Annotated in this window: 15 protein-coding genes; 9 read left to right on the top strand and 6 right to left on the bottom strand. The window is 66.7% G+C overall.

The genetic code is table 11. The annotated features are described in order from the left end of the window. Positions 1-65 precede the first annotated feature (65 nt). From H5T73_09785 to H5T73_09800, 4 genes are all read left to right on the top strand, one after another. Entirely contained in the window at positions 66-2,231 is a 2,166-nt protein-coding gene (locus H5T73_09785) for an ATP-dependent Clp protease ATP-binding subunit (GenBank protein ID MBC7248055.1), read from the top strand. A 3-nt stretch (positions 2,232-2,234) separates the two neighbouring features. Beyond that, positions 2,235-2,669: a YbjN domain-containing protein gene (locus H5T73_09790; GenBank protein ID MBC7248056.1), complete on the top strand. Its 435-nt coding sequence runs from the start codon at positions 2,235-2,237 to the stop codon at positions 2,667-2,669. A gap of 316 nt (positions 2,670-2,985) precedes the next feature. Beyond that, the gene (locus H5T73_09795; protein MBC7248057.1) at positions 2,986-4,815 is read left to right on the top strand and encodes an NAD-binding protein; all 1,830 of its coding nucleotides are present in this window, start codon (positions 2,986-2,988) and stop codon (positions 4,813-4,815) included. 171 nt (positions 4,816-4,986) lie between these two features. Then, entirely contained in the window at positions 4,987-5,751 is a 765-nt protein-coding gene (locus tag H5T73_09800) for an alpha/beta hydrolase (protein ID MBC7248058.1), read from the top strand. Between the two features lie 149 nt (positions 5,752-5,900). Here the strand turns inward: H5T73_09800 and H5T73_09805 are convergent, their stop codons facing one another. Beyond that, positions 5,901-6,701: a class I SAM-dependent methyltransferase gene (locus H5T73_09805; GenBank protein MBC7248059.1), complete on the bottom strand. Its 801-nt coding sequence runs from the start codon at positions 6,699-6,701 to the stop codon at positions 5,901-5,903. A 347-nt stretch (positions 6,702-7,048) separates the two neighbouring features. Between H5T73_09805 and H5T73_09810 the strand changes: the two genes are divergently transcribed. Then, a complete protein-coding gene (locus H5T73_09810; GenBank protein ID MBC7248060.1) occupies positions 7,049-7,609 on the top strand; it encodes a TMEM165/GDT1 family protein in 561 nt (186 codons plus the stop codon). Between the two features lie 395 nt (positions 7,610-8,004). Here the strand turns inward: H5T73_09810 and H5T73_09815 are convergent, their stop codons facing one another. From H5T73_09815 to H5T73_09825, 3 genes are all read right to left on the bottom strand, one after another. Then, entirely contained in the window at positions 8,005-8,604 is a 600-nt protein-coding gene (locus H5T73_09815) for a molybdenum cofactor guanylyltransferase (GenBank protein MBC7248061.1), read from the bottom strand. After that, positions 8,601-9,434, bottom strand: a complete 834-nt coding sequence (fdhD, locus tag H5T73_09820; GenBank protein ID MBC7248062.1) for a formate dehydrogenase accessory sulfurtransferase FdhD — start codon at positions 9,432-9,434, stop codon at positions 8,601-8,603. The genes H5T73_09815 and fdhD overlap by 4 nt, the downstream gene beginning before the upstream one ends. Before the next feature lie 390 nt (positions 9,435-9,824). Further along, entirely contained in the window at positions 9,825-10,178 is a 354-nt protein-coding gene (locus H5T73_09825; GenBank protein MBC7248063.1) for a DUF192 domain-containing protein, read from the bottom strand. A 125-nt stretch (positions 10,179-10,303) separates the two neighbouring features. Here H5T73_09825 and meaB point away from each other — a divergent pair, with 125 nt between their 5' ends. Next, the gene (gene meaB, locus H5T73_09830; protein MBC7248064.1) at positions 10,304-11,260 is read left to right on the top strand and encodes a methylmalonyl Co-A mutase-associated GTPase MeaB; all 957 of its coding nucleotides are present in this window, start codon (positions 10,304-10,306) and stop codon (positions 11,258-11,260) included. 164 nt (positions 11,261-11,424) lie between these two features. Here the strand turns inward: meaB and ychF are convergent, their stop codons facing one another. Then, positions 11,425-12,516: a redox-regulated ATPase YchF gene (gene ychF, locus H5T73_09835; GenBank protein MBC7248065.1), complete on the bottom strand. Its 1,092-nt coding sequence runs from the start codon at positions 12,514-12,516 to the stop codon at positions 11,425-11,427. A 273-nt stretch (positions 12,517-12,789) separates the two neighbouring features. On the opposite strand from ychF, the gene H5T73_09840 reads away from it, so the two are divergent. From H5T73_09840 to H5T73_09850, 3 genes are all read left to right on the top strand, one after another. Then, positions 12,790-15,774, top strand: a complete 2,985-nt coding sequence (locus tag H5T73_09840) for a GAF domain-containing protein (protein ID MBC7248066.1) — start codon at positions 12,790-12,792, stop codon at positions 15,772-15,774. Positions 15,775-15,783: 9 nt separating this feature from the next. Further along, the gene (locus tag H5T73_09845; protein MBC7248067.1) at positions 15,784-16,728 is read left to right on the top strand and encodes a response regulator; all 945 of its coding nucleotides are present in this window, start codon (positions 15,784-15,786) and stop codon (positions 16,726-16,728) included. 216 nt (positions 16,729-16,944) lie between these two features. Further along, positions 16,945-17,439, top strand: a complete 495-nt coding sequence (locus H5T73_09850) for a response regulator (protein ID MBC7248068.1) — start codon at positions 16,945-16,947, stop codon at positions 17,437-17,439. Here H5T73_09850 and H5T73_09855 read toward each other — a convergent pair. Next, on the bottom strand, positions 17,429-17,570 hold a 142-nt coding region (locus H5T73_09855), incomplete at its 5' end, for a transposase (protein ID MBC7248069.1). The two genes, H5T73_09850 and H5T73_09855, sit on opposite strands and share 11 nt — an antisense overlap.

Genomic DNA, 17,570 nt, shown 5'->3' on the forward strand with positions numbered 1-17,570 from the left:
AAGGGGGGTCGGGAATGGCTGAAGACGAAAAAGTCCTTCCGGGGGCAAAGAAAATCCTTGAAGGCGTGGAGAAGGCCAAGCTCTCCCGCGGTCTGGAGACCACCGGCGTCTACCTCTGGTTGACAGTGCTTCTGGAACGCCATGCCGCCATGCTGGAATCCCTTTCTCCATCGGTGGAATGGAGCGTCCTTTCACAGGATATCAACCTGAAGCTGACCCGGGGGGAAGCGGGCAATACCCTGAGTCCCGAGGAGACGCTCTCCCGCGCGGCACAGCACGCGCAGCAGCGCGGCGCGGAAAAGATCTCCGAGAGGGACATCGCGGCCATCGTCATCGAGGCCGCCGGCCTTACCCCTCAGGCGGGAGGCCCGCTCCCGGCAGGTGCCGCGGAGGAGGCGGCGGCAGGGGAAGGGGGAAGATCCGGCACGGGAGCCACCGCTGCCACCGCCGCGCCGAAGCGATCCCTACAGCCCACCCCCACCCTGGACCGGTTCGGCCGCGACCTCACCGAGCTGGCCAGGCAGGGCAAGCTGCCGCCGGTGGTGGGACGCGAGGAGGAGATCGAGCAGGTCATCGTCACCCTGTGCCGGCAGACCAAGCGTAACCCCATACTCCTGGGCCCGGCCGGGGTGGGCAAGACGGCCATCGTGGAGGGACTGGCGCGTCGCGTAGCCGCGGGCGAGGTCAGCGAGGCCCTGCGGGGCGTGCGCATCGTGGAGGTCCAGCCCTCCACCCTCATGGCCGGGGCCGGCGTCTTCGGCGAGCCGGAGAAGCGCATGTCCGCCCTGGTGAAGGAGGCCTCCCAGGAGGGGATCATCCTCTTCATCGACGAGGCGCACACCATCATCGGCAGCGGGGGGCGCATGCGCACCGGCGACCTGGCCAACGTCATGAAGCCGGCCCTGGCCAAGGGCGACATCGCCTGCATCGCCGCCACCACGGACGACGAGTACCGCATCCACATCGAGTCCGACCGCGCGCTGGAAAGGAGGTTCTCCCCGGTCAGGGTGCAGGAGATGACCCCGGAGCAGACCCGGGAGGTGCTCGCGACCCTGCGCGACCACCTGCGCGAGACCCGCGGCGTTGAGGCCCCGGACGGGGTGCTGGACCTCATCATCGAGATGTCCGGGCTCTACCTCAAGAACCGCCACTTCCCGGACAAGGCCGTGGACCTGCTCGAGCACTGCGTGGCCCATGCCGTCGCCGGGGGCAGGGGCTCCGTGGACGCGGAGGAGGCGGCCTCCGTCGTCGAGGCCATGGTGGGCATGCCCCTGGACGTGGACAAGAGGCTGTTGGACCTCGCGGAAGCCCTGAAACAGATGGGGCTCATGAAACCAGACCAGGTGGACGGCCTCACCAGTAGGTTGCGGGTCACCGTGCGCAGCATGGACTTCAAATCAGCCCGCCCCAACGCCGTGATCCTCATGGGGGGTGATGCCGGCGAAAAGGCGGGCATCCTCGCCATGGTGATCGCCGAGAAACTCCTCGGCGCGCGGGAGAGGGTTGTGGATATCGACCTGGGAAGGATGAGCCAACCCTACAGCCTTTCCATGCTCATCGGCGCAGGACCGGGATACGTCGGCTACGAAGACCGCTTGCCCCTGCACCGGGTGATGGAGATGCCGTGGTCGGTTCTCTGCCTGCGCAACATGCATTCCTGTCACCCCGATGTGCAGGAGGTGGTGACGCAAGGCCTGGATGATGGCCACATAACGCTCGCCGACGGAAAGCGCGTCTTCCTATGCGATACCATCGTGATCCTCACGGCCGGGGGCGTAGAGAAGGCGCACAGACCCGTGGGTTTCGGATCAAAGGAAAGGGACGCGCAGGAGATCAGCTTCCAGAGTATGGGTTTCCTGGGCGAGAAGCTGCTCAAGCTCTGCGACCTGGTCATCGCGGAAGACGACATGGACTCGCAATCCGTATCCAGGTTCCTCGAGAATTTCTTCCTGGCGGAAATGCGGAACCGCTACCGCAAGCGCGGTGTGGACGTCTGCTGGGAGAGCGACCTGGTACGCTATCTCGCCGAGAAGGCGGGCGGACGCTGCTCCCAGGGGGAGCTCGAGCGCCTCATCGATGAACAGGTCACATCCCTGCTGGCCCCCTATCTCATCACCCAGCGCAAGGTGACCCTGAAACTCGAGGTCGGCGGTGAGGGAGCCGGCCTGACGGCCGTGGAGATAGAAGGGGATACCTGGGAGGAAAAGGCAGATGAGGAAGGGGGTGTATGACGGATGCCGTTCGAGACGGAGGCCCAGAAGAACGTCTACGAGATGATAGTGCCCTGGATGAAGGAGATCTGGGGAGAGCTGGCGCGCTTCCCCGAGGACCAGCCGGTGATCGTGGTGGACGTGGGCAGCACCCTGGCACTGGTGGTGGTCTTCCCCTGGGGCGAGGATGAGGCGGTGATAGAGACCAGGGCCATGGTGACCAAGGGCACGGAGCTAACGCCGGACCTGCTGCGTTACCTGCTGGAAAACAACGAAAGGATGCGCTTCGGCTCCTTCGCGGTGGGAAGCAACGGGGAGATATTCTTCATCCACAGCATCGTCGGCTCCACCTGCGACAAGAACGAGCTGCGCGCCTCCACGCGGGCGGTGGTCTCCACCGCCGACGAGTACGACGACAAGATCGTGCAGCGCTGGGGCGGCAAGCGCATGAGCGACTGAGGGAAGGCCACGGCCCGCGAAGGCCGGGTTCGCCGACGCGCCGCTCGCGCGCCGCGCGCGAAAGAACGGTGACACCCGGGCGTCTTCCCCCGCCCGCAACGCCGCGATCCCGCCGCGGTGGGGGGAGACGCTTCCACGTCCGCCATGGTATTTTATTCCGGGCACCTGCTCTCGCGTATCGGCGGCGAAGTCCGCCGGCTCCGGCCGGCTCGCAGGCCGGCCTCCGCGGCAGGCCCGCGGGGTGCGCCCCGGGCAGTGCGGGGCGGCACCGGGGGTATCCCGGGGGGGCGACCTCCCCGGGGGAGAGGGTGAGCGGATGAGGCGAAGGGGAAGCGATACCGGTAGGTCCAGGGAGCTCAGGGGCCTGCTCGCATCCTGGAGAACGGCCCTGCGCCGCGCCTGGCGTGATTACCAGTGGTACTGCATCGCCGCTCTGTGGGTCCTTGCCCTAGCCCTCGGCATGGTAGGTTTTGGAAGATATTATTCCGCCGCGGAGCGGGCGCATTCGGGTTGGGACATCGTCTACTCCACCCTGCAGCTCTTCGTCCTGGAGTTCGGAAACGTATCCGGCCCCCTCAACTGGCAGCTCGAGGCGGCGCGCATCCTGGCCCCGCTGGTGACCGTGTTCACCGTCATCCAGGCGATGGCGGCGCTCTTCTACGAGGAGCTCCAGAGGACGCGGGCCCGCCTCTTCGCGGACCACGTGGTCGTCTGCGGCCTGGGGAGGAAGGGTCTGCTCATCGCCGGCGAATTCCGCCGCCGGGGTTACCGCGTGGTGGTCATCGAGCGTGACGGGGACAACCCCCGCGTGGGGCAGTGCCGGGAACTGGGCGCGGTGGTCATCCCCGGGGACGCCGCGGATACGAGCACGCTGCGCAAGGCGCGGGCGCACCGCGCCGCGTACCTGGTCTCCGTGTGCGGCGGCGACGGCACCAACGCGGAGGTGGCGGTGCACGCCCACGCGCTGGCCGGCGGGCGCAAGGGGCGGGCTCTCCACTGCGTCGCCCACATCGCGGACCCCGCGCTTTGCGACCTGGTGCGGGAACGTGAGCTCTTCCTGGGACAAGCGGGCGATTTCCGCCTGGACTTCTTCAACGTTTTCGACGCGGGCTCGCGCGCGCTGCTCGCCGAGTTCCCTCCCTTCACCCCGCGAGGGGAGGGGGTCGCGCCGGAGCGTCCCCACCTCCTTGTGGTGGGCCTGGGAAACCTGGGGGAGAGCCTGGTGCTGCACGCCGCCCGCACCTGGCATCCCCACTACCGCTCTTCCGGCAGGAGGCTGCTCGTGAGCGTGGTGGACAGGGTGGCGGAGGAGAAGGTGGAGTCGTTGTGCCTGCGCCACCCGCAGTTGCGCAAGACATGCCTCTTCCGCGCGCTGCAGATGGAAGTGGAGTCCTCCGCCTTCCGGCGCGCAGATTTCCTTTTCGATCCGGGCGGCGATGGGGTAACCTCCGTGTACGTCTGCCTGGACAACGATTCCCGGGGCCTCTACGCCGCACTCACCCTGGTGCGCTGCCTGGGGAACGGGGAGATACCGGTGGTGGTGCGCATGGCGCACCGGGCCGGGTTGGCGACCCTGGTGGAGGGCGGAGGAGGTGATATGGCAAGGTTTTCCAACCTGCATACCTTTCCCCTCCTGGACAGGACCTGCAAGCCGGAGTTCCTGCTCGCGGGCGTCGGTGAGCTCCTGGCCCGGGCCATCCACGAGGAATACCTGCGCAACCAGGCGAAACGCGGGTTCACGTCTGAGACGAACCCCTCCATGGTGCCCTGGGAGGCGCTGCCGGAGGACCTCAAGGAATCCAACCGCAGCCAGGCGGACCACGTGGGAAGCAAGCTCCGGGCGGTGGGGTGCGACATCAGGCCCCTTGAGGACTGGGACGCGGAACCCTTCACCTTCTCCCCCGGGGAGGTGGAACTCATGGCGCGCATGGAACACGAGCGCTGGATGGAGGAGCGGCTGGCGGACGGGTGGACCTACCACCCCGGGAAGAAGGACCTGGAGCGCAAAACGAGCCCTCACCTCGTCCCCTGGGAGGAACTCCCAGAGGACGTCAGGGATTACGACCGCGAGACGGTGAGGGCCATGCCCGCCTTCCTCAAGGAGGCCGGATTCCAGGTCTACCGCCTGCGAGGCGGGAGCGGGTAAAGTCCCGTTTAAGCAACCAGGGTCAGGTCTCAAAACGCGCATTTTTCCGGCTTCCTGTCGGCACTTTCCAATTGCTTCAAATGCGCTCTCCTGGACTTGACCGGCTTTGGAATTTGATAAACTTGTGGCGGCGGGTTTATCTTGCCCGGTCTGATACGGGGAGATGAGATCATGAAAGGGCTGGAGAGCCTGGCGCGCAGGTTCCTCTACTACCCGGACCGGCTGCCTTCGGACATGCCGCCGCCGCGCTGGGCGGGGGCGGCGCAGGAGGTGTGGATGGAGTGCCGGGACGGGGTGCGCATCCACGGGCTGTGGTGGGCGGAGCCCGCGGGGACCCCGGTGATCCTCTTCCTGCACGGCAACGCGCAGGAGGTCTACAGCTGGTCCCTGGTGCGCCGGGAGCTGGAGCCCCTGGGTTGCCGCATGCTGCTCATCGACTACCACGGCTACGGCAAGAGCGGCGGCGAGCCACACGAGGCGGGGTTGTACCTGGACGGGGAGGCCGCCCTGGCGTGGCTGGAGGAGAAGGGCGTCGGCGGCCGCCAGACCGTCGTCTTCGGCAAGTCCCTGGGCGGCGCGGTGGCCTGCGAGATAGCACGGGACAGGGAGCTCGCGGCCCTGGTGCTGGAGTCCACCTTCACCTCCCTGGCCAGCGTGGCCCGCCGGCTCTTCCCTTTCCTCCCCCGCGGCGTTCCCCTGGGTGAGGAATACCGTTCGCTGGACAAGATCGGGCGCGCCCGCTGCCCGGTCCTCGTCATCCACGGCGACCGCGACGAGCTCATACCCGTGGAGGAGGGAGAGGAGCTCTTCCGGGCGGCCCCGGAACCCAAGGAGCTCTACCTGGTGCGCGGCGCGGGGCACAACGACGTCTCCCTGGTGGCGGGCGACGAGTACGCGCGCCGCATCGCCGCCTTCCTGGAAACATATGCCGGTTGAGGGCCCGCCTTCCCCGAAGACCGCGTCCCCGTGACACGCCGTCCCCGAAAGCGAGCCCCGACGCGGTCGCCCATGCCGCGCGGACGCGGCGCCATGCGGGACCCTGATGATCCTCGGTGCCCGGGGCGGGTCCGGGGATGGGAGCGCGGTTAAGCCCGGGGGGCCTTATCCTCGGCGGAACCCGACTTCTTCGCCACCACCAGGAGGTAGGCGCAGAGGTTCTTCGCCCCCAGGGTCTGCACCGCCAGCTCGTACGCGGCGCTGAGGAGATAGAACGGGAGGAAGAAGGCGAAATAGGGTGACTGGTAATAACTGGTGATAATATCCTCTATCTCGAAGCCGTTGTCCTCCAGGACACGCCGCGTGGCCGAGTAATAGCAATCACGGTATACCGCGGGGAATCCCCCGATACCTTTCGTCTCGGGGACGAGGGAATAGAGCAGCCTGCGCGAGACGGCATGGGGGAGGGCTCGGTTTATCATGGCGAAAGGAGCGAACCTGCACGGGAAGAGGTGGATGAAATACCCTCCTTCCTTGAGTGCGCGCCGCGCTTCGGCTACGAAAGACCTTACGTCCCTCAGGTGCTCCAGGACCGAGCGTGACACGATCATGTCCACGGAGGCATCGGGGAAGGGAAGCCCCCGGGTCACGTCCGCCACCACCTTCTCGTCCACGTCCTCGTTCTCCCGGAGTTCTTCCTCCGAGCAGTCAACGGCGACGATGCGCGTCCGCGAACCTTCCCTTCTGAAATGCGCGAAAGGGCAAGACTTCCCGCCCCCCACGTCCACGACCACCTGGCCGTCCGCGCGGAGGACCCGCTCCCCCACCTTCTCCTCGTAGAGCAGGAAGATGTTCTCGCGCGCCTGCGGCAGGAACGGCTCGACACCGCCGCTCAGCCTGCGGTTGAGGTCGATGAACCTCTCGAATATCGCCGGCAAGGTCTTACCCACGCAGCATACACGCTCCCGTAGCCCACACGCCTCCGACCCCCGAACCCACCGCCGCGAGCTTTCCCGCATGCTCGAGTATCATCGCGCACAGCTCCGCGGCAGCCCGCCCCGCAGGATCCCGCGGGTCGCAAGTCGGCGCTGGCCGCTCAGTGAAAGATTCTATCACCTTCCCGGGTGGAATAAGAAACGGGGCCGGCGCCCGTCTCCCGATCGTTTTCAATCCGGAAAGCGCTTACCGAAACGGCACAGCACCCAGCGCCCGGATGACTCCCCGGGCGCGGGCGCGAAAAGGTGCAGGTCGCGTAGCACGGGGTGGCAAGCCATGCGCACCGTGGTAACCTTGACCCATGTGGTGGAGAGCCTTCCTGGCCGCCTTCGGTCTCCTTTTCGTGGCCGAGCTGGGAGACAAGACGCAACTGGTCATCCTGGCCCTGGCCGGCCGCTATTCACTGCGCACGGTCTTCCTCGGGGCCGCCGCCGCCTTCGCCCTCCTCAACGCGCTGGCGGTCTCCGCGGGGGCGGCGCTTTACGAACTCCTCCCGGAAGCGGTCGTGGGGTACGGGGTCGCCGCGCTCTTCATCCTCTTCGGTCTCGTCACCCTGCTGGGACGCGAAGGGCGCGAGGAAGGCCGGGAGGCGAAGCGGGCGCGCAACCCCTTCATCTCCGTCTTCCTCCTCATCTCCCTCATGGAACTGGGCGACAAGACCCAGCTATCCCTCCTCGCCCTCACCGCCAAGTATTCCCATCCCGTGTTCGTCTTCCTCGGCGGCACCCTGGCCCTCTGGGCCACCTCCCTCATCGGTGCCCTGGTGGGTGCGGGGCTTTCCCGGGTCATCCCCCCGGTATGGATGCGACGGGCCTCCGGCGCCATCTTCATCGCCTTCGGCGTGCTCAGCCTCTTCTGGTAAACCGCGGAATCCCTTTTCGACTGCCTTCTTCGCGGCGGCTTCGTCGCTCACGGCGCCGCCAGCCTCTTCCGGTGAGAGCGCCTTTCCGTTCTGCCCCGACCAAGTCCTCACCAAGCCACGAACGCCCCCGGCACGGCGTGCTCCCGCCTCCCCGTCCCGCTCCCCCGCGCCCGTCGCTCCCCGGCTCGAGGAGCGGGTTTCATGGTTTTCCGGGTCGCCCAAGAGCTTTCTCGCTGCGGCCGTCGAAATCACGGCAAGCGCGAAAACCGCTTCCCGTGCACGCTTTTTCCCCGGCGCATTTCCCCGCCATCCCGCCTCACGGCCTCCGAAAGCGCGGCTTTTCGGGGGCGGATGCGCTCGTGCGATTGCCCGTCCGACACGGCCCTCTTGCGCCCCTAGCGAAGGCGGAGGGCCCTCTCCAGGTCCTGCGGTGTATTGATGTTGAGCAGGGAACGGAATTCGGGGTCGTGCTCGGCGATCTCCTCCTCCTCGAGGTAGCGTACCCGTAGCTCGTCGGTGAGCTCGTGTATTTTCAGGCGCTCCTCCCGCAGCCTGTTCCCTATCCTCTCCTTCACCTCCCGCGCGTAGACGGCGAAGAGGGGCTCGATGTACTCGCCGCGCCTGGGCACCACCGCCTCCCACCCCGGCGCCTCCTCCAGCAGCCGCCGGATCAACCCCGGCTGGGGAAAGGGCATGTCGCAGGCCATGACGAAGACGTAAGGGGTGGTAGAATATTCCAGTGCGGTGTAGATGCCGCCCAGGGGGCCCTTTCCGGGAAGCAGGTCGAAGACGGCGCGCGCCCTGTCACCGGCCAATTCAGCGAGCAGGTGGTTTCTCTCCTGCCCCACCAGCAGGATGCGGGAGAAGATGTCCGAAAGGACGGCGATGATGCGCGCCAGCACCGGCTCCCCGCCCATGGACAGCGAGGTCTTGTCCGCGCCGAGGCGTTTCCCCTTTCCCCCGGCGAGGACGGCCGCGGTGAAATCCGGGTTCACGGCGTCACCCTCCAGCCGTGGGTGTACAAGTTGCACCTCTCGCCGCCGCAGAACCCCACCACGGTGAGGCCCGCGCGCTCCGCCACGCGCAGCCCCAGCGAGGTGGGGGCAGCCAGGGAGACCACGACGGGGATGCCCACCCTCGCCGCCTTCAGGGCCATCTCGTAGCTCACGCGGCCGGAGAGCATGAGCAGCTTGTCCTCCAGGGGGATGCCGCGCAGGGCGCACCACCCCACCGCCTTGTCCAGGGCGTTGTGGCGGCCCACGTCCTCCGCCACCACCAGCGCCCGCCCCTCGGCGTCGAAGAAGCCCGCCCCGTGGGTGCCACCGGTGGCGCGGAAGACCTCCTGTCCCCCCGCCAGCTTCTCCCCAAGCCCCAGCACCACGTGCAGCGGGACCTGCAGGCGCGAGGCCACGCATCCCTCCCGGATGTCCCCCAGCGCGGAAAGGTCCGCCCCCCCGCATCCCGTGCGCACCACGTAAGTGGGGGCGAAGCGTTCCCTTCCCCGGGGGCTCTCCACCTCCAGCTCCACCACGTTGCCGCGGTCCAGGGCGGTGTCCTCCACCTCGCGCCCCTCCGCCAGCTCGCGCTCCATGCTCCCGCAGTGCTTGAGCAACGTCACCTGCGCCACGCTCTCTATCACCTTCTCGGTGAGGCAGAAGCCCACCGCCAGCTCCTTGTCCATGCCGGGAAGGCGCATGAGGGCCACCAGCGGCATGCCGTTGACGATGATCTCCAGGGGCGATTCTACGGCCACGCGGTCGTCGACCTCTTCCGCCCCGCCTTGCCTGAAAAACCTGGTTATCCTCCAAGAGATCATGGCATCCATGATAAAGGTTCGGGAATGCGGCCGACAACAAGCGCGCGCCTGCCGGGACCCGCCGGAACCGCCCTTCACGGCACGGTATCGCGGCATGGGCAGGGCCCATCGCGCGGGGTTGTGGCCGCGCGCACCTCCCTTGCGAAGGCCGGTCTTTCCGGGCGGGCATGGCGCCGCCCTCGGGCGCATCCTCCGGCCGCATCCTCCGGCCTGTTCTCCCCTCGCGTTCAAGGAGTCACGCCATCTACGATGGTCTCGGCGGGAGCGGCGACCTGAAGGCGTGCCCTTCCCCTATCTTGCCCTCGCATGCAAGGCGTCATGCCTTCTACGATGGGCTTGCACGTACGATGGTCATGGCGTGAGCGGCGACACGAAGGCGATTCCCCGCCTGTACTGCCCTCACCTTTCATGGCTGATGATCTCCAAGGCATCACCTACGTCGATCCCCGCCCTTTCCGCGGTCCCCGCGGGGAGCTCCAGGACCGCCCGCGCCCGCCACACCATGGGGCTCAACCGGCGCGGCCCCAGCCGGTGAACCACCCGTATGACCCGGCCCCCACCGTCGAGGAAGACGGCGTCGATGGGATAGCGCATCCCGAAGGTATGGACCTGGCGGCAGGGCGCGATGAGCAGCCCTTCTCCTGCAGGAAGGGTGTCCGTTCCCAGGAGGCCCCGCCTCCGGGACGACGGCGTCTCGGCCACCCCGACCCTCTCCGCCACGGTGGTCCCGCGCGCCGCGTCCACGACCTTCACGTAACGCATGGGTGAAGCATACAACGGGCGGGCGGGAAAATCCCACACCCCAACGTCCCCTCACCTTTGACAGCCCCCGCCTCAATGTGAAGAATAGAGGCGGGAATGCTTATAAAGGAGGCGACATGGACGACCTACTCACCCGTCTCCTGGAGGGAGACCGCCGCGCGGCAGCACGGCTCATAACCCTGGTGGAAAACGGGGACCCCGCGGCCCGGGACCCCATCCGGCGCCTGCACGAGTACACCGGCAGGGCGCACATCGTCGGCATAACCGGGCCCCCGGGCAGCGGCAAGAGCACGCTGGTCAACTCCCTCACCAAGGAGATGCGCGCGCGTGGCAAGAGCGTCGGCATCATCGCCATAGATCCCACCAGCCCTTTCAGCGGCGGCGCGGTGCTCGGGGACCGCGTGCGCATGCAGGATCTGGCCACCGACCCGGAGGTCTTCATCCGCTCCATGGGCACGCGAGGCTCCCTGGGGGGCGTGAGCGTGGCCACCAACGACGCGGTGAACATCCTGGACGCCTTCGGCAAGGACATGGTCATCATCGAGACGGTGGGCGCCGGCCAGGTGGAGGTGGACATAGTCAAGCTCGCCCACACCTCGGTGGTGGTGTCCATGCCCGGCGGCGGCGACGAGATCCAGGCGTTGAAGGCGGGCATCATGGAGATCGGGGACATCTTCGTGGTCAACAAGGCCGACCGCGAGGACGCGGGCAGGACCTTCACCGAGATCACCATGATGCTGGACATGTCCCACCGGAGCGAGGACCGCGTCCCGCCCGTGATCCGCACCGTGGCCACCACCGGGCAGGGAGTGGACGAGCTTGCCGATGCCATCCTCGAGCACCACCACTACCTCCAGGAGAGGGGGCTGCTGGAAAAGAAGGCGCGGGAGCGCATCCTGGCCGAGCTCCAGGAGATCATCAACCGCCGCGTCGAGAGGACGGTGGAGCGCGCGCTGCAGGAAGACCCGGAGATGGTGGAGCTGGTGAAGAAGATGGTTGAGACGCGGGAGATAGACCCCCACTCCGGCGCTTCCCAGGTCATCAGCCACCTGTTGAAGAAATCCGAGGTTTAAGGCACGGGTGCGCCGCCGCCATCCATCGCCGGCGCCGCCCCGGCATGAACGGAACCGCAACCGGGCGCCGCGCTTCCGCTGTTCCATGCATTCCGGGCGTGGTGATGTTTTCCATCCCGCAAGGGCGTGCCGGGAGGCGCGTGCACGTCAGGAGAAGCGGCCCGTCAGGAGAAGCGGAAGAGGATGACGTCGCCGTCGCGGACCACGTAATCGCGGCCCTCGACGCGCACGGCCCCTTTCTCTCGTGCGGCGTGAAAGGAACCGTAGGAGGTGAACTCCTCCCACCCGATGACCTCGGCGCGGATGAAACCCCGTTCCATGTCCGTGTGTATCTTCCCCGCCGCCTGCACGGCGCTGCTTCCCTCGCGCAGGGGCCAGGCGCGGCATTCGCCCGACTCCGTGGTGAAGAAGGTGATGAGTCCCAGCAGGACGTAGCATTTCCTGGCAAACTCTTCCAATCCCAAACGCTCTATGCCGTACGCCTCCAGGAACTCCCTAACCTCGTCCGGGTCCAGCTCCTCGATCTCCGCCTCCAGCTTGGCGCAGAAGGCCACCCACTCCGCCCCCTCCTCGGCCGCCCTCTCCCGCACCGCCCGCAGCAGGGGACCTTCCGCGCCCAGCTCCTCCTCCCCCAGGTTGGCCACGTAGATGACCGGCTTGGCGGTGAGCAGGAAGAGGCCGGCCAGCAGCTCCCTCTCCTCCGCGCCCAGGTCCTGACGGCGCACCGGGACCCCCCGCTGCAGCCCTTCCTCCGCCCGCAGCAGCACCTCCATCTCCCTCGCCTTCTCCCGGTCCCCGCTGCGGGCGGCCTTGGCGATCCTCTCCTTCCGCCGCTCCACGGCAGCCAGGTCCGCCAGCATGAGCTCGGCCTCGACCACGTCAATGTCCGCGCGCGGGTCGAGGTCGGCGCGCACGTGGGCCACGTCGGGGGAGGAGAAACAGCGGACGGCGTGGGCCACGGCATCCACCTCCCTTATGTGCGCGAGGAACTGGTTGCCCAGGCCCTCGCCCTGGTGCGCCCCCTCCACCAGCCCGGCGATGTCCACCACCCTGAGGTCGGCCGGGACGGTCTTCTCGCACCCTGCGGCCCTGGAAACGGCATCCAACCGCGGGTCGGGCACGTAGGCCACGCCGTGATTGGGGTCCACGGTGGTGAAGGGATAGCCGGCCACAGCCGCGCCCGCCCTGGTGAGGGCGTTGAAGATGGTGGATTTACCCGCGTTGGGCAGCCCTATTATCCCCACTTGCAGGGCCATGCATCCTCCTCTTCCGCATGCGGTCCCCCGGCCTGCGCTCCCCAGCCTATGATAGCAGGTTGACGGCGGTCCGGCGGGTGTCGCGCGGGGAAGCGCGCGGGGAAAGCGGCTCCGGGCGCCGGGCCGGCGCCTGGTCTCATCCCCGCCTCGAGCTGCGTTCCACACCCCTGCACCGCCTGCGCCGCCCCGGCTCCGACCCGACCCCCGCAGGCAGCCGTTCAAGGCCGGCATGGGTATAAACGATATTCTAATGGGTGGAAAAGGAGAAGCCTCATGAGATCGACGAGGTTCATGACGCTGTCCCACTGGATGGCGTTTCTGGTCATCGCGCTCTACCCGTTGTACACGGGGGATAGCGTGCATTACGCCGCATGGGCCGCGGTGACGGCCTCCTTCGCCGCTCTCGGCCTGGCCTACCACCTCCTGCGACGGCGGGGTATCGAGGAGCGTGCCTGGAAGCCCGGGCTCGTCCTGCCTGCAGCAGACGCCGCCCTCTGCTGCTACCTGATATACGAGAGCGGCGGCATCGCGAGCCCCCTCTTCCCGCTCCTTTTCCTTCTCGTCGCCACCACTGCCTTCTACAACCGCTGGACCGTGACACTCTGCCTCGCCGCGGCAAGCGGCGCCGCTTACGTGCTGGCCTGCTCTCTCGCCGGTATTTCCCTGGGCGAGGACGGTGCCCCGCTGCTGGTCAACGTGCTCGTTCTCATGTGCGCATCCGTCTTCCTTTCCATCCTGGCGGAGCTCGACCGCCGGGAGCACGGTCGCGCGGAGAGGATAGAGGCGCTTTACACCCTCAGTTCCGAGCTCATGGAGAAGGTCGACCTCGGCGAGACGTTGCACTACCTCCTGGCCGCCATCGCCGACCTCATCCACGCCGACCTGGGTTCCATCTGGCTGCTGGACCGCAACACCGGGAAGCTGAAGCTGCAGGACTTCATAGTCCCGGAGCAGGGCCCGAAAGAGGGAGGCGAGCTGGCCGTGGGGGAGGGGTTCGTGGGGCGCGTGGCCCTGGAGAGGAAGCCCGTCATCCTCGACCGTTCCCGGCGGGAAAACGACGCGGGTATCTGCGAACCCGCCCTGGAAGAAACGCAGTCGGTCATAGCCACGCCCATCCTCATGGGCGGGGAATTGATGGGGGTGCTCTGCTTCGCCGCCGGCAGGCAGCGCGCCTTCCACCAGCAGGACCTCCAGATGCTGGCCACCCTCTCCAACCTGGCGGCCTCGGCCATCGCCCGCTCGGAGCTCTACCAGATGGTCCTCTCGCGCAGCGAGGTCATCGTGAGCAGCATGAGCAGCGGGCTCCTGGTGACCGACCAGGCGGGGAAGGTGATCCTGGCCAACCAGGCGGCGCGCGACCTGCTGGGATTGGAGATCCCGCCCAACGAACGCACCCTGCGGGAGGTCCTGGAGTCCTCTCCCCTCGACCACGAGGCCCTGCTGCAATCCATGGAGGAGGCGAAGGGCCGCCACGACGGGGCCGCCGCCGGCAACTTCGAGGTGCGCCTGCGCGGCAACCCTGAGCGCATACTCTCCGTGCGCGTCTCGCCCATCCGCGCGGGCTTCGAGCCGTCCAGCGGGTCCGTGCTCATCCTCGACGATATCACGGAGAGGGTGAAGGTGGACGAGATCCGGGACGACCTCCTGCTGCTCATCGCCCGCCGCGTGGAGGAACAGACCGCCCTCTACGAGGTGGGCCGCTCCCTGGTACGCGAGCAGGATATAGGCAGCCTGGTGGGTTTCCTCCTCAACAGGGCGGTGACCCTCGTGGGGGCGGAAATCGGGGTCCTCTCCCTGCGCGAGGAGGACGAATCCTACCGGATCAAGGCCGTCCACGGCCTGGAAGGGTCTTCCCTGGGGCTTTCATTCCGTCCCGGCGAATATCGCGCGGGCCAGGCGGCCGCGCAGGGTGAGCCACTACGCCTGGCGGGAATCGACCCCGCGCAAGCCGGGCCGTGGGGAGAAGGCCTCTCGGGCCCCCTCTCCTACATCGCCATCCCCATAACCTGGCAGGGAGTTACCAAGGGGGTGCTCGAGGTGGCCATGCACCCCGAGGAACGCGGTTTCGGCGAGGACGACGTGCGGCTGCTAAGCCTCTTCGTCTACCAGGCGGCCATCGCCCTGGAGAACGCCAACCTCTACCGCCTGATAACCGAGGACCAGCGCCGCACCGAGGCCATGCTCTATTCCATCAACGACGGGGTCATCGCGGTGAACAACGAGGCGCGCGTCATCCTGGTCAACTCGGCGGCCGAGAAGATACTCAACCTGCCGCCCTTCCCCTACATCAACCTGCGCCACGTGAAGGAGGTCATCCACATCCCCGGTATCGCCAACCTATTCCTGAAGAGCCTCAACGCGGGCGCCGAGATGGCGGAGGAGATACAGCTCCCCGCCCCGGACAGGAGGGTACTGGAGGTGGAGACCTCCCTCATCGAGGTGGAGCCCGGAAACCGCCTGGGCATCATCGCCGTCATCCGCGACGTCACCACCCTGAGGGAACTGGAGCAGGCCAAATCCGATTTCGTGTCCACCGTATCGCACGAGCTGCGTACCCCGTTGACCTCCATCAAGGCCTACACGGCCACCCTGCGCCGCAGCGACGTCAGCTTCGACGAGGGCACCCGCCAGCAGTTCCTGCAGGTCATCGAGGAGGAGACGGACCGCCTCACGCGCCTCATCTCCGACCTCCTGGACATGTCCCGCATCGACTCTGGCCGCATGGAGCTCAAGAAGCGCGAGTTCGACCTGCTGCGGCTGGTCGAGATCGTGGTGGAGAAGCTGGGCTCCCAGACCTCCGATCACGTCATCCGGATGAGGGCGCCGAGCGGGAGCATAACGGTGCACGCGGACCCGGACAAGATCGAGCAGGTCTTCGTAAACCTGGTGGACAACGCGGTGAAATACTCGCCGCAGGGAGGGGATATCGTCATCTCCCTGGAAGTGCAGCGACACCTCATAAAGTGCAGCGTCAGCGACCAGGGGGTGGGTATCCCGGTGGAGCATATACCCCATATATTCGAGAAGTTCCACCGCGTGGACAACCGCGCCACGCGCGAGGTGTACGGGACCGGCCTCGGACTCTACCTGAGCAAGAGCATCGTGGAAGCGCACGGGGGGAGCATCTGGGTGGAGAGCGAGTTCGGCAGGGGAAGCACCTTTCACTTCACGCTGCCCCTCGCCCTTCCGCCGCGAAGGACGGGGGATGACACCCGAGCGCCGGCCATGGAGAGGGCCGCGGACGAAGAGGAGGATTGAGGGAAAGCCATGGAGAAAAGGGACGCTCCGGCCAGGATCCTGGTGGTGGACGACGAGAAGAACATCCTGGACATCATCCGCTTCAACCTGGAGGTGGAGGGCTACGAGGTGTTCACCACCCAGGAAGGCGAGGAGGCCCTGCGGCTGGCGCAGGAGGTCAGGCCCGACCTCATCCTCTGTGACATCATGATGCCGGAGATGGACGGGCTGGAGGTGTGCCGGCGGCTCAAGGCGGACGGGAGGACCAACCAGATACCGGTGGTCATGCTCTCCGCCAAGACCCAGCCCCAGGACAAGGTGGCGAGCATCGAGGCTGGAGCGGACGACTTCATAACCAAGCCCTTCGACTTCTCCGACCTGGTGGCGCGCATCATCGTGAACCTCATCCGCGCCAAGCAGAAGCGCGACGTGAGCCCCCTCACCGGCCTGCCGGGCAACATCTCCATCGAGGCGGAGACGAAGCGCCGCATCGCCAGGAACCTCAAGTTCGCCACCCTCTACATAGACATAGACAATTTCAAGCCCTACAACGAGATCTACGGGTTCCCGAAGGGGGACGCGGTCATCAGGGAGCTGGCCTCCGTGGTGGACGAGACGGTGCGCAACCTGGGCAATTACGACGATTTCATCGGCCACGGCGGCGGGGACGACTTCGTGGTCATCACCACGCCGGAGAAGGCCACCGCCGTGGCGGAGCGCATCATATCCGACTTCGAGGAGAAAGTCCCCTCCTTCTACCGGGAGGAGGACCTCAAGCGCGGCTACTCCATCCTGGTGGACAGGCTGGGACGGGACAACTACATCCCCATCATGACCCTGAGCATCGGGGTGGCGAGCAACCAGAAGCGCAGGATCGCCACCCACTGGGAGGTGGGCGAGATCGCCAAGGAGACGCTGAGCTACGCCAAGTCCATCCCCGGGAGCACCTATTTCGTCGACCGCCGGACGAAGTGACCTTCTCCCGTCAAGGCACCCATCCTGTCCGATCGACCTCGCCCGTTTCGCCCTGCCGCAAGGAGTGACGCCCAACCCCGCGCCGCCTGCCCGGCTCACCTCGCGCACGGCCGCGTAGGGCCGTGGTTCGTTGTTAAGGAAGCGGTAGACGATGACGAAATCTCTATTAGTCGCGCGCGAAAGGGGCGCGACGGCCGCTCGCGGGAGGAGCCGGAGGTGAAGATGGCGGCGGAAGAGGAGGAAAAGTACCGCATCCTGCTCATCGAGGACGACCCGGCCATCTCCAACGTCGTGGAACTCAACCTGAGGCTGGACAACTACGAGGTCTTTCTCGCCTCCGATGGGGAGGAAGGACTGAAGATGGTCGATGAGACCGACCCCGACCTCATCATCCTGGACGTCATGATGCCCAAGATAGACGGATGGCAGGTGCTCATGAAGCTCAAGTCGGAGGACAGGACCAGGGACATCCCGGTGATCATGCTCACCGCCATCGACGACGAGCAGTCCAAGGTCATCGGGCTGCGGGGAGGCGCCGACGACTACGTGCCCAAGCCCTTCAGCCCCCTTGAGCTGGCCGCCAGAGTCAAGGTCATCCTGGACCGCGTGGGCAGGGCCCGCCGCGCCCCGTCACAGGGGAGCAGGGAGGCGCCGCGGCTGGACCAGATACCCGTGCAGAAGGGCGACGTGTGCTGGTTCACTACATGGTGAACACTCCATCCCTATCCTTGCTCTCCTCCATCCACGCCTTCAGGAACTCCATGGGGGTGAGATAACCCAGGCTCTGGTGTGGTCTCACGTAATTGTACACGTAATTCCATCTGCAAAGGATCTCGTTGAGC

The sequence above is a fragment of the Actinomycetota bacterium genome, assembly GCA_014360655.1.
Classification (GTDB): Bacteria; Actinomycetota; Geothermincolia; order Geothermincolales; family RBG-13-55-18; genus JACIXC01.

Excerpts from the sequence above, each read along its gene's own strand:
- H5T73_09790 (MBC7248056.1), top strand. The coding sequence starts at position 2,235 with ATGCCGTTCGAGACGGAGGCCCAGAAGAACGTCTACGAGATGATAGTG.
- H5T73_09795 (MBC7248057.1), top strand. The coding sequence starts at position 2,986 with ATGAGGCGAAGGGGAAGCGATACCGGTAGGTCCAGGGAGCTCAGGGGC.
- H5T73_09800 (MBC7248058.1), top strand. The coding sequence starts at position 4,987 with ATGAAAGGGCTGGAGAGCCTGGCGCGCAGGTTCCTCTACTACCCGGAC.
- H5T73_09810 (MBC7248060.1), top strand. The coding sequence starts at position 7,049 with ATGTGGTGGAGAGCCTTCCTGGCCGCCTTCGGTCTCCTTTTCGTGGCC.
- fdhD (MBC7248062.1), bottom strand. The coding sequence starts at position 9,434 with ATGGATGCCATGATCTCTTGGAGGATAACCAGGTTTTTCAGGCAAGGC.
- meaB (MBC7248064.1), top strand. The coding sequence starts at position 10,304 with ATGGACGACCTACTCACCCGTCTCCTGGAGGGAGACCGCCGCGCGGCA.
- ychF (MBC7248065.1), bottom strand. The coding sequence starts at position 12,516 with ATGGCCCTGCAAGTGGGGATAATAGGGCTGCCCAACGCGGGTAAATCC.
- H5T73_09840 (MBC7248066.1), top strand. The coding sequence starts at position 12,790 with ATGAGATCGACGAGGTTCATGACGCTGTCCCACTGGATGGCGTTTCTG.
- H5T73_09845 (MBC7248067.1), top strand. The coding sequence starts at position 15,784 with ATGGAGAAAAGGGACGCTCCGGCCAGGATCCTGGTGGTGGACGACGAG.